This is a genomic window from Nocardia sp. CA-135398 (assembly GCF_050955845.1).
GTDB lineage: Bacteria > Actinomycetota > Actinomycetes > Mycobacteriales > Mycobacteriaceae > Nocardia.
This window is the reverse complement of the sequence record NZ_CP192084.1, coordinates 1,729,696-1,741,308: the sequence shown is the minus strand read 5'-3', so window position 1 is coordinate 1,741,308 and position 11,613 is coordinate 1,729,696. Positions and strand designations below refer to the sequence as shown.

Annotated in this window: 13 protein-coding genes; 6 read left to right on the top strand and 7 right to left on the bottom strand. The window is 66.1% G+C overall.

Annotated features, from left to right (window positions below; translation table 11 throughout):
- Nucleotides 1-48: 48 nt before the first annotated feature.
- The 7 genes from ACQP1T_RS07835 to cofD form a co-directional block, all read right to left on the bottom strand.
- Nucleotides 49-669: a TetR/AcrR family transcriptional regulator gene (locus ACQP1T_RS07835; RefSeq protein WP_433759284.1), complete on the bottom strand. Its 621-nt coding sequence runs from the start codon at nt 667-669 to the stop codon at nt 49-51.
- 39 nt (nt 670-708) lie between these two features.
- Nucleotides 709-891: a rubredoxin gene (locus ACQP1T_RS07830; protein WP_062984220.1), complete on the bottom strand. Its 183-nt coding sequence runs from the start codon at nt 889-891 to the stop codon at nt 709-711.
- Nucleotides 888-1,061: a rubredoxin gene (locus ACQP1T_RS07825; RefSeq protein WP_327093429.1), complete on the bottom strand. Its 174-nt coding sequence runs from the start codon at nt 1,059-1,061 to the stop codon at nt 888-890. The genes ACQP1T_RS07830 and ACQP1T_RS07825 overlap by 4 nt, the downstream gene beginning before the upstream one ends.
- 2 nt (nt 1,062-1,063) lie before the next feature.
- Complete coding sequence (locus ACQP1T_RS07820) at nt 1,064-2,302, bottom strand: alkane 1-monooxygenase (RefSeq protein ID WP_433759283.1); 1,239 nt, start codon at nt 2,300-2,302, stop codon at nt 1,064-1,066.
- Nucleotides 2,303-2,513: 211 nt separating this feature from the next.
- Nucleotides 2,514-3,029: an NUDIX hydrolase gene (locus ACQP1T_RS07815; protein WP_433759282.1), complete on the bottom strand. Its 516-nt coding sequence runs from the start codon at nt 3,027-3,029 to the stop codon at nt 2,514-2,516.
- A gap of 64 nt (nt 3,030-3,093) precedes the next feature.
- On the bottom strand, nt 3,094-4,452 hold the full coding sequence (locus ACQP1T_RS07810) for a coenzyme F420-0:L-glutamate ligase (protein WP_433762063.1): 1,359 nt from the start codon (nt 4,450-4,452) through the stop codon (nt 3,094-3,096).
- A 2-nt stretch (nt 4,453-4,454) separates the two neighbouring features.
- Nucleotides 4,455-5,453, bottom strand: a complete 999-nt coding sequence (gene cofD, locus ACQP1T_RS07805) for a 2-phospho-L-lactate transferase (RefSeq protein ID WP_433759281.1) — start codon at nt 5,451-5,453, stop codon at nt 4,455-4,457.
- Nucleotides 5,454-5,981: 528 nt separating this feature from the next.
- Here cofD and ACQP1T_RS07800 point away from each other — a divergent pair.
- From ACQP1T_RS07800 to manA, 6 genes are all read left to right on the top strand, one after another.
- A complete protein-coding gene (locus ACQP1T_RS07800) occupies nt 5,982-6,215 on the top strand; it encodes a WhiB family transcriptional regulator (protein WP_029901515.1) in 234 nt (77 codons plus the stop codon).
- 203 nt (nt 6,216-6,418) lie between these two features.
- Nucleotides 6,419-6,898, top strand: coding sequence for a metallopeptidase family protein (locus tag ACQP1T_RS07795; protein WP_169338101.1), 480 nt, complete (start codon nt 6,419-6,421; stop codon nt 6,896-6,898).
- Nucleotides 6,899-7,004: 106 nt separating this feature from the next.
- Nucleotides 7,005-7,385: a DUF3499 domain-containing protein gene (locus ACQP1T_RS07790; protein ID WP_433762061.1), complete on the top strand. Its 381-nt coding sequence runs from the start codon at nt 7,005-7,007 to the stop codon at nt 7,383-7,385.
- 60 nt (nt 7,386-7,445) lie between these two features.
- Nucleotides 7,446-8,816: a phosphomannomutase/phosphoglucomutase gene (locus ACQP1T_RS07785; protein ID WP_433762059.1), complete on the top strand. Its 1,371-nt coding sequence runs from the start codon at nt 7,446-7,448 to the stop codon at nt 8,814-8,816.
- Between the two features lie 352 nt (nt 8,817-9,168).
- Nucleotides 9,169-10,392: a tobH protein gene (locus ACQP1T_RS07780; protein WP_433759280.1), complete on the top strand. Its 1,224-nt coding sequence runs from the start codon at nt 9,169-9,171 to the stop codon at nt 10,390-10,392.
- Nucleotides 10,392-11,612, top strand: coding sequence for a mannose-6-phosphate isomerase, class I (manA, locus tag ACQP1T_RS07775; RefSeq protein WP_433759279.1), 1,221 nt, complete (start codon nt 10,392-10,394; stop codon nt 11,610-11,612). The genes ACQP1T_RS07780 and manA overlap by 1 nt, the downstream gene beginning before the upstream one ends.
- Nucleotide 11,613: the final 1 nt, after the last annotated feature.

The window sequence follows — 11,613 nt, the reverse complement described above, 5'->3', positions numbered from 1 at the left end:
ATGATCAGGGCATACTCGCCGCAAACGGTCAATTTCCCAGTGGTGGAATCAGTGCCGCTCGCGCGCGACCAGAATCGCCTCGACATAGGGGCTGAAGACGGCACTCAATTCGGCGGGCGCATTGCGGCCAGCCGCGGGCGGCGTCGGGATGTAGCTCAGCGCGATACGCACCAGAGCCTGTGCCAGCACATCGGATTCGGCGGTCGTCGCCTGCACCCAGCTGTGCTGGAACGCGATGGACAGCCGTGCGGTCGCGTGTTCGACCAACGGCCCGGCATCAAGAGTGATGAGCCGCAACAGATCCAGCTTCACCTCACCGGCGACCAGCGACTGGACCAGTGGGTCGGCGGCGGCCGCCTTGAAGAAATCGCGCAGCCCCTCCTCGAATGCGGCGCGCGCGTCGCCGATATTGCCGTTGATTGCGGAGCCGACATGATCGACCAGATCATCGGCCAGGCGTAGCGCATAGGACTGCGCAAGCCCGGCGCGCGAACCGAATTCGTTGTAGAGGGTCTGCCTGCTGACACCGGCGCGGGTGGCCACATCACCGAGGGTGATCTTGGACCAGTCCCGCTCGGTGAGCAGCTCGCGCATCGAATCCAGGACGGAGGTGCGCAGGAGTTCCCGCGCCGCCTCCTGATAGGAAACTCTGGGTCCGTTGCGCGGCATACCCGCGAGGTTGTCACGGGTAGTTGCCGCAGTCAAAATTCACGACCGTTCGATCTCGACCATGTAGAAGTCGGCCTTGGCGGCGCCGCAGTCCGGGCAGGTCCAGTCGTCCGGGATGTCGTCCCAGCGGGTGCCCGGCTCGATCCCGTCCTCCGGCCAGCCCTTGGCCTCGTCGTATTCGAAGCCACACTGAATGCATTGGAACAGCTTGTATTCACTCATTTGGGAACCCCCATCGGTTCGAAGTCGATCTTCTCGCGCACGCCGCAGTCGGGACAGCACCAGTCGTCGGGTATCTTTTCCCACCCGGTACCCGCCGGAAACCCCTCGTGCGGTGCGCCTTTCAGCTCGTCGTAGACGTAATCGCAGACGGGACAACGAAATCTGCTCATGATCACGCCTCCGACCCGGCCGTACCGTAGCGCGCGATCACCTTGTCCCGCTTGGCCGGATGGATATTCGCGCGGGTGATATCGCCGCCGTAATGCGCGAGCACCCGCTTGTCCATCACGCGCCGCCACAGCGGCGGGAAGTAGGCGAGCAGAATCATGCTGGCGTAACCGCTCGGCAGATTCGGCGCACCGTCCCAACTGCGCAGCGTCTGATAGCGGCGGGTCGGGTAGGCGTGGTGGTCACTGTGCCGCTGCAGGTGGTACAGGAAGATATTGGTGACGATGTGGTCGCTGTTCCAGCTGTGCACGGGAGCGGGGCGCTCGTATCGCCCGGAGGCGGTGCGCTGGCGAACCAGCCCGTAGTGCTCGAGGTAGTTGACCGCCTCCAGCAGGCTGAATCCGACGATCGCCTGCAGGATCAGATACGGCAGCAGGCCGATTCCGAATACCGCGAGCAGCACCGCGTACAGCGCCACCGACATCAGCCAGGCGCTGAGCACCTCGTTGCGCAGACTCCACGACTTCTTGCCCAGCCGATCCAGCCGGGTCTTCTCCAGCCGCCAGGACGAGCTGAAGCTGCCCCATACCGTGCGCGGCCAGAAGGCCCAGAACGATTCGCCCACACGGGAACTCGCGGGATCCTCGGGTGTCGCGACGCGCACATGATGGCCGCGGTTGTGCTCGATATAGAAGTGGCCGTAGAACGACTGGGCCAGGGCGATGCGCGAGAGCCAGCGCTCCAGATCGACCTTCTTGTGGCCGAGTTCGTGCGCGGTATTGATGCCGATGCCGCCGATCATGCCGATGGTGATGGCAAGGCCGATCTTGTCGACAATGTGCAGCCCGCCGTCGATGCCGAGCCAGCTGAGATTGTCCGCCGTGATCAGGTAGCAGCCCATGATCAGCGTCGCGTACTGGAACGGCAGGTAGAGGTAGGTGAGATAGCGGTAATACCTGTCGTTCTCCAGGTACTCCATCACCTCGTCGGGCGGATTGTCGCCGTCCGGGCCGAAGAAGATATCGGCCAGCGGGATCACCACATAGACCAGCACCGGGCCCAGCCAGAACGGCACTTGAGCCAGCCGGTGCCAGCCGAATTCGTTGAATGCCCAGACCAGCGGAAGGCCGATGGTGAAAAGGCCGGTCGGCGCGAACAGCCCCCACAGCCACAGGTATCGCTTGCGGTCGCGCCAATCGGTGGCCGCGGCAGGGCGGCCTGGCGCATGGGTTTCCGTGGACATCGTTGTCTCCTCATCCAAGCGGCACATCACATGTGATGTGCAGTACCACTTACTTGGACATTAGAGATCAACTTGTCCTCTGTCTAGACAAATTTACGAATTTGTAAAGACTGGCGGAAACGGCAAATCGGACAGCTCGACAGGCCTGATAGGACGATCGCCGGGTCTTCCCGTCCAGTGCGGGATGACGCGGCGATCGAGCCGAGCAGATTCAGCGAAGCAGGACGTCGGCGCTGTCAGGCAGTGCGTCGATCGGCCACCAGCGCAGATCGGTGGATTCGTGACTGCGGATCGGAACCGCACCGGGCGGCGCGACGATGCGGAACAGCAGATCGAGATGGCGGGTCGGGACGCCGAGCGAGCAGGTGATCGGGTGGGCCTGCGCGCCATAGAGTTCGGTATCCATGCGCAGGCCCGTCATGCCGGATTCCTCGGTCGCCTCGCGCAGCGCGGCGTCGGCCACCGTCTCGTCGCCCTCCTCGCAGTGCCCGCCGAGTTGGATCCAACGGCCGACCCGGGGATGCAGCGTCAGCAACACCTCGCGCTCGTCGTGCGAGAACACGACGGCCGAGGCAGTGATGTGACCGGGCGCGTGTTCGCGCAGACAGCCGCGCGGTGCGGATCCGAGGAAGGCCAGCATCGCCTCGCGCAGCGAGGCATCGAACCCCACGGGCTTCCACGCCTCGAGCAGTTGCGTTGCCGACGCGTGCAGCGAACTCGCGCTCACGACCGCACCTCGCTAGCGCTCGGCTCCATCGGGCCTGGGTTCGCACTGGGCCGCTGACGCTCGCTCACAGTTCGACCAGACCGGGTCCAGGACCGAAGACCGGACGGGGGGCGAGTTCTTCGAGGGGATGACCGATCGCGATGGCGCCCAAGGGGTTCCAGTCGTCGGCGAGGCCGAGGATGTCGCGGGTGATCTCCGGGGCGAAGATGGTCGAACCGATCCAGCAGCTGCCGATGCCCTCGGTGGCCAGTGCGACGAGCAGGCCCTGTACCGCCGCGCCGACCGCGACGGTGAACATGGTGCGTTCGTTGCCGCGCCGCCGCTCATCCGGATAGTCGTGTGCGCCGTCCGGCACGCAGAACGGGATGATCACCTCGGGTGCGTCGTGCAGGATGCCGCCCCGGGCGATTCGGCGTTCCACCCGCTCCGGATCGAGACCGTCCGCGGTGAGATCGGCCCGCCACTTATCGGCCATGGCCGCCAACAGTTGCGCGCGCAGACCCGGCTTGCGGATCCAGACGAAACGCACCGGACGGGTGTGATGCGGCGCGGGCGCGGTGAGCGCCTTCGCCACCGCGGCCCGGATGCGTTCGGGATCGACCGGGGTATCGGCGAATTGACGAATCGAGCGGCGCAGCAGCAGCGCCTCGGAACGGCCCTGCTCGATCGCCTCGGCCGTGCCGAGCCAGAACAGGTCATCCGTGCCGCCGCGCAGCAGGTCCGTGGCGCGGGAGCCGTCATCGATGACCGGCAGCCCGCGCACCACCGCGACCGGCACGCCGCCGAGCTTGCCTTTCACCAGATCCGCGGCAGCGGCCAATTCGTCGGCCACCGCCACCTGGGTGACCTGCAGTTCATTGCCCTGCCCGTCGACCGCGCCCGCATAGTCGTGCAGCACCCGCAATCCGGCGGCGCCGATGGCGGTATCGGTCTGACCGTTGCGCCAAGCCCGGCCCATGGTGTCGGTGATGACCACCGCGACATCAACCCCGAGCCGCTCCGACAGCGCGGTGCGCAACGCCTTGGCACTCCCGTCCGGATCCGATGGCAGCAGGACGAGCTCGCCCTGCTCGACATTGGAGCCGTCCACCCCGGAGGCGGCCTGCACGATCCCGAGCTTGTTCTCGGTGATCAGCGTGCGGCCCTTGCGCGCAAGTACGCGCACCGCCTCCTGCTCCACCAGCGCGCGGCGCGCGGCATCGCGCTCCTCCGGATCCAGCGGCGCCTCGACGATGCGGCCCTCGACCTTGGCGACGATCTTGCTCGTGACGACGAGAATGTCGCCGTCGACCAACCAGGGCGCGGCGGCGGCGATCTGTTCGGCGAGATCGTCGCCGGGCCGGAATTCCGGCAGACCGGTGATCGGCAGGATCCGCAACTCCCCCGCCGCGTGATCGATCGGCCCCGTCAATGGCTCTTGCATAGTCATGGCTTCACCCCGGCCAGGTCGAGCGCCTCCCGCACCATTTCGGCGGTGGTCGGCGGATCGGTCATCAACAGCGGCACGCTGCGCACTTCGACGCCGGGCAGATCCGCGGTATCGGTGCTGTGGATCAGCCACCCGTCCAGGATTCCGGTGGCCGAGCGCGCGCCGTAGTGGCGTCCGATCGCCTCGGCGGTGGTTTCCACGCCGATCACCGAAAGGCATTCATCGGCCATGCCACGCAGCGGTTTTCCGTCGATCACGCCGGAGATGCCGATCACCTTGGCCTCGGTGGTGCGCAGTGCGCCGCGAATGCCGGGCACCGCGAGGATGGCGCCGATGCTCACCACGGGGTTGGAGGGGGCCAGTAGCACGGCATCGGCCTCGGCTATGATCTGCGTCACATTTGGCGCCGGTTTGGCTTCATCGGCCCCAATTGTGGCGAATCCGTGCGTCTGGATGTCCGCGCGGTAGCGAACCCACCACTCTTGGAAATGGATCGCGCGGCGTTCGCCAGGGTTGTCAGGGTCACTGACAACGACATGTGTTTCGCAGCGATCGTCGGTAGCCGGGATGAGTTTTACGCCCGGCTGCCACCGGTTGCACAACGCCTCGGTGACCGCGGAGAGCGGGTATCCGGCGCGCAACATTTCGGTTCGAACCAAGTGCGTGGCGATATCGCGATCACCCAAACCGAACCAATCGGGTTGGGCATGGTATTTGGCCAGTTCTTCCTTGGCGTGCCAGGTTTCGGCGACCCGGCCCCAACCGCGTTCGGTATCGATTCCGCCGCCGAGGGTGTACATGCAGGTATCGAGGTCGGGGCAGATCCGGAGACCGTGCATCCAGACGTCGTCACCGACATTGACGATGGCGGAAACGTCCGCATCGGGCAGTAGTTCCCGGACGCCCTGAAGGAAGCGCGCGCCGCCGACCCCGCCCACCAGGACGGCGATCTTGGGCCCACTTGCGGGTGCGGTGTCCGCTTGTTGTGGAGTCACATCGACACAGCCTATGCGGTGCCGGAGCGGCGGCGGTTCACGGCGTATTTGCTGCTCATTTGCTATTCCGCGTTCAAGATCAGCTCTGGAAAGCGGTAGCGGATAGTAACGGAATTGCGACGGCGGCTTGACCATCGACACGTTCGGCGTGTCTAATCACAGTCATGTCATTTCGGGTTCGCGCGAGAGTTCAAGGCGCGGACGGTTTTTCGAACAAGTGTTCGCACCGGGGTGACAAGCTCGGGGATGTCCGCGGGACAACGTCGCGGGGTACGGCCGTCGGTGTGCGTGTTGGTCCGACGGAAAGAATCAATCTGCGCTAACACACAGTGAGGAGGCGGAGCGATGGCCAATGAGCTGGCCCCTTCGGGCATGCCGGGCGGCGTATCGCAAACCGATTCCACAGCAGGCGCAGCACGTGGCGTCTGCGCAGAGATCGGTCGGATCGAACCGGACCAGATCGGGCCTGAGATGACCGACGGAGTGACAGCACCCCGGCTCAGCTTGGTCGTGACGGGCTTCGACGAGATGTTCGAATCGATCGAGGAGCAGTGGCAGGAGCGTGCCCTGTGCGCACAGACCGATCCGGAGGCGTTCTTCCCCGAGAAGGGCGGCTCGACCCGTGAGGCCAAACGGATCTGCATGGGCTGTGAGGTACGCGACGAGTGCCTGGAGTACGCACTCGCACACGATGAACGCTTCGGCATCTGGGGCGGCCTCTCCGAGCGAGAGCGGCGCCGCCTGAAGCGCGGCATCGGCTAGCAGACTCTGGCGCCCCAGGATTACCCGTCGCTCACGACATCCGAATCGTGAGTACATGGGTAACTCCTGGGGCACGCCCGGAAGTCGAGTCACGATCGACCGCCGGTCCGCGGCGCGGCTTGCTCATCTGGCGAAGGCTCGGGTAAGCGGATGAGCCTGCCTCGAGTGCGCATCGCGAAGGCGGGCTGACTAAGTTTCTAGTCATGGCCCGTTCACGTAATCGTCGTCCACCGACCGCACGATCGGTGATCCGTCGTGGGCGCGGGGTGCGCGGGCCGATGCTCCCACCGACGGTCCCGGCATGGCGCACCAGGGGCCAGCAGTTCGACCGGCTGGTCCTGGAGGCCTTCGCGCCGCTGGACACCCGGTGGCACGATCGCCTCACCAAGCTCGATATCGCGGTCGACGATGTGCCGAAAATCCGTCCGCTGCACCCGGATTCGGTGACCTGGCCGGATGAGGTGGTGGCCGACGGACCGGTGCCGCTTTCCCGCCTCATCCCGGCCGGCGTGGACCGGCACGGGGTGGCCACCCGCGCCCGAGTTGTGTTGTTCCGCAAGCCACTCGAACTGCGCGCGGGCGATCCCGACGATCTGGTCGATCTACTGCGCGAGGTCCTCGTGCAGCAGATCGCCACCTATCTCGGCGTCGATCCGGACATCATCGATCCCGAAGGCGCGTGACGAACACACCGCCGAGCGGGGATGAACTCGCCCGAAATCGCCGAATCCTTAGCGTGTCTGAGCACATCGCCACGTCGAGCGCGTTACTCTCATCGGCGTGATCCCCATGCGTCGTTGCTGCCGACCAGGTTGCAAGAATTCCGCTGTTGCGACGCTCACCTACGTGTACTCCGACTCGACCGCGGTGGTCGGGCCACTGGCGACGGTGGCCGAACCGCATTCCTGGGATCTGTGTGAAACACATGCTTCCCGCATCACCGCACCGAAGGGCTGGGAAATGGTTCGCCACGAAGGCGGATTCTCTTCCAGCACACCGGATGACGATGATCTGACGGCATTGGCCGAAGCGGTCCGCGAGGCCGGTCTGCGCCGCCGTCCGCCGGAGCACGACCAGCGTGGCTATTCCGATTACGCACCGCCCGCACCGCGCGCCACGCGCACCGGGCGGCGCGGACACCTCCGAGTACTCCCGGACCCGCCCAGCTAGCCCTCGGACGGGACCGTGTCAGGGGTGTCGGTGCGAGCCACTAGGGTGGTCACCATGACAGTGGCCCGCTCTGCCGAATTCGTGAACGCGGTGATCAAGGCTTATGACGTTCGCGGCGTCGTCGGTGAACAGATCGACGGAGAATTCGTCAAGGATGTGGGGGCCGCGTTCGCGCGGTTGATGCGCGCCGAGGGCGCGACCCGCGTGGTCATCGGACACGATATGCGCGAGTCCTCCCCGGAACTGGCCAGCGCCTTCGCCGACGGCGTACTCGGCCAGGGTCTCGACGTGGTGCATATCGGCCTCGCCTCGACCGATCAGCTCTACTTCGCCTCCGGTCGTCTCGACTGCCCCGGCGCGATGTTCACCGCCAGCCACAATCCGGCCCGCTACAACGGCATCAAGCTGTGCCGTGCGAAGGCGCTTCCGGTGGGCCAGGACACCGGTCTGGCGACGATCAAGGACGAGGTGATCAACGGGGTACCCGGCTACGACGGAACGCCGGGCAGCGCCACCACGACCGATCTGCTCGCCGATTACGCGAAGTTCCTGCGCGGGCTGGTCGATCTCGACGGTGTCCGCCCGCTCACCGTCGCGGTGGACGCGGGCAACGGCATGGGCGGACACACGGTGCCCGAGGTGCTCGGCACCGTGGCGCAGCTGACCCTGGTGCCGCTCTACTTCGAGCTGGACGGTTCGTTCCCCAATCACGAGGCCAATCCGCTCGATCCGAAGAATCTGGTCGATCTGCAGGATCTGGTCCGCGAGTCCGGCGCCGATATCGGCCTGGCCTTCGACGGCGACGCCGACCGCTGCTTCGTGGTCGACGAGAACGGCGATCCGATTTCGCCATCGGCGATCACCGCGCTGGTCGCGGAGCGTGAGCTGGCCAAGGAACCCGGCGCGGTCATCATCCACAATCTGATCACCTCACATGCGGTGCCCGAACTCGTGCACGAACTCGGCGGCACCCCGGTGCGCACCCGGGTCGGGCACTCGTTCATCAAGCAGGAGATGGCGGCCACCGGTGCGGTGTTCGGCGGCGAGCATTCCGCGCACTACTACTTCCGCGATTTCTGGGGCGCCGATTCCGGCATGCTCGCGGCCCTGCACGTGCTCGCGGCGCTCGGTGAGAAGGACCGGCCGATCTCCGAGCTGATGTCGTCGTACGAGACGTATGCGGCCTCCGGAGAGATCAATTCGACAGTGGCGGACGCGAAGGAGCGGACGATGGCTGTAGTGGACGCATTCCGGGATCGGGCCAAGTCGGTGGATCGGTTGGACGGGGTCACCGTTGCGCTCGCCGACGACGCCTGGTTCAATCTGCGCGCGTCGAATACCGAACCGTTGCTGCGGCTGAACGTCGAGGCCCGCTCGACGGAGGAAGTAAGCGCGCTCGTGACCGAGATCCTGAGCATCGTCCGGTCCTGACTGGGATAGTGGAATCACAGCCCGGAATGGACGTGCGAGCTGAGGAGCCGACCACCGAGGAAGTAAGCGGCTCAGTCCGATACCGAGATTCTGAGCATCGTCCGGTCCCGACTGGGATAGTGGAATCACAGCCCGGAATGGACAGGCACGCTCAGGATTCGACGCCCGAGGAAGTAGACGACTCAGCCCGATACCGAGATTCTGAGCATCGTTTGCTCCTGACTGGAATAGTGGAATTACAGACGTTGGATTCGCCCGACCTGGGCGCCGCTGTCGATCCCTCCGAATCGGCAGCCCGGGTGGGAGCAGGGCGGGACCGCACACAGCGCGATGAGGGGAGGTGGGATGCCCGATGATCGCTGGAACACCGGTGCTCGACCTCGATGATGCCGCTTCGCTCGAGGCTGCCGATGTCGGCGGCGCCCTGCGCTCTGCGGCATCCGGCGGCGCGCAGGTACGCGCGACCGCGGCCGCGGTCGGTGAGGACGCGCTCGCGCGCCTCGCTGGTCTGCGACCACGCAGCGTGGTGTTGGTCTCCGGCGCAGGCCGGGCCGCGCGCGCCGCGAGTCTGATCGTCGCCGCACTCGGCGACCGCGCGGGCCTACCCGTGGTCCCGGTCAAGGCCCTTCCGCCATGGGTCGGTCCGCTGGACGTGGTGCTCGTGGCGGGCGACGACGCGGGCGATCCCCGGCTGATCGATGCGGTCGACCGTGCCCAGCGCCGTGGCGCGGAGGTCGTGGTCGCGGCTCCGCACGAAGGCCCACTACGGGCCGCCGCGGCCGGGCGTACATCGTTGCTGCAGCCGCGAATTCCGGTCCTGGACCACAATCGGCTGCTGCGCTTTCTCGCGGCCGGTATCGCGGTGCTGCGGATCGTCGATCCGACCCGCTCCGGTGCGCTGGTACCCGATCTGACCGAGCTGGCCGATGTGCTCGATGCCGAGGCATTGCGCGATGGCCCGCACAATGAGGTCTTCCACAATCCGGCCAAGACGCTGGCCGCCCGCATGCAGCAGCGCGCGATCGTGCTGGCCGGGGACTCCCCCGCCACCAGCGAGCTGGCCGAGCACGGCGCCGAGGTGCTGTTGCAGTCGGCGGGCAAGGTGGCCACCGCGGTGCATCTGGCCGAGGCGGTTGCCGCAAACCCCCGAATGGTCGAGGCCGCAGGCGAATCCGCGCCGAACTTCGATCCGCTGTTCCACGACGAGGAAATCGACGGACCGGCGCCGGTGGAACGCATCGAGGTTTTCGTGCTCAGCACGGATCTGGATCAGACCGCGGCGCGTCGTCGGCTCGCCGTCTTCGGCGGCAACGGATCTGGTCTGGTCGACGCCGATCTGGTGAGCGCGGATGTCGAACTACTGCACACCTCGCTCACCGATCCCGCCACGCCACTGCCCGCCAGAGTGGATGATTCGGGCGCACCCATGCCCGGCACCCTCGCCCATGCCAGCGAACTCGAACAACTCGCGGTGCTCGCGCTGCGCTTGGAAATGGCCGCCGCCTATCTGCGTTTGATCGGCTCGCGTGGCGGTGCGGCACCGTCCACGGAACAGCTCGACGGGGGACACTACTAGTGCACGAACTCGTTGGTGCGCTGCGTTCCTATGCCTGGGGTTCACGCACCGCACTCGCTCAGTTGTGCGGCCGACCGGTCCCTTCCGCGCATCCGGAGGCGGAGCTGTGGTTCGGCGCGCATCCCGCCGATCCGGCGCATGTCCGCTTGGCGAACAGCACTCGCTCGCTGCTCGAATTGGTCGCCGATGATCCGGAGCGCGAACTCGGTCCCGCCGCACCGGAATTCGGCGGACGGCTGCCGTTCCTGTTGAAGATCCTCGCCGCCGAGGAACCGCTATCGCTGCAGGCGCATCCGAGTTCGGCGCAGGCACGGGCCGGATTCGAACGGGAGAATCTCGCGCGGGTGCCGCTCGATTCGCCCATGCGCAACTATCGCGACGAGAACCACAAGCCGGAATTGGTTGTGGCGCTGGACCGGTTCGAGGCGCTGGCCGGATTCCGGGATCCACGGCGCACGGTCGAGCTGCTGCGCGCACTGGATGTGCCCGGACTGCGCTCATATGCGGATCTGCTTGCCGCCCAACCCGATTCGGCTGGACTACGAACACTGTTCACGACCTGGATCACGCTGCCGCAGAATATCCTCGGCACCCTGCTGCCCCAGGTGCTCGACGGGTGTGTGCGCTATCTCTCGGAGAAGGGTCCCAGGGAGTTCACCGCCGAGGCGCGCACCACACTCGAACTCGCCGAGGCATATCCAGGCGATGCCGGTGTGCTGGCCGCATTGCTGCTCAATCGGTTGACGCTGGAACCGGGACAGGGACTGTTCCTGGCTGCGGGCAACCTGCACGCGTATCTGCGCGGACTCGGTGTGGAGATCATGGCCAACTCCGACAATGTGTTGCGCGGTGGTCTGACACCCAAACATGTCGATGTGCCGGAATTGCTGCGGGTACTGGATTTCGAGCCGATCGATCTGCCGGTGGTGCTACCGGAACCGGCGGGCGATGGATCACTGCTATATCGGACACCCGCGCCGGAATTCGCGCTGCGGCGCTTCGACCTGACCGCCGGATCCGGTCGGGTGCCTCTGACATCCGCGGGGCCCGGCATCGTGCTGTGCACGGCGGGGACGGTGCGGTTGTGGCAAGGGGTGAGTGAGCTGGTGCTGGAACGCGGTGCGGCGGCGTGGATATCGGCGGCCGACACCGAGATTCGCGCCCGAGCCCTCGACGGTGACGCCCAGTTGTTCTGCGCATGCGTCGGTGACGGGCACTGAC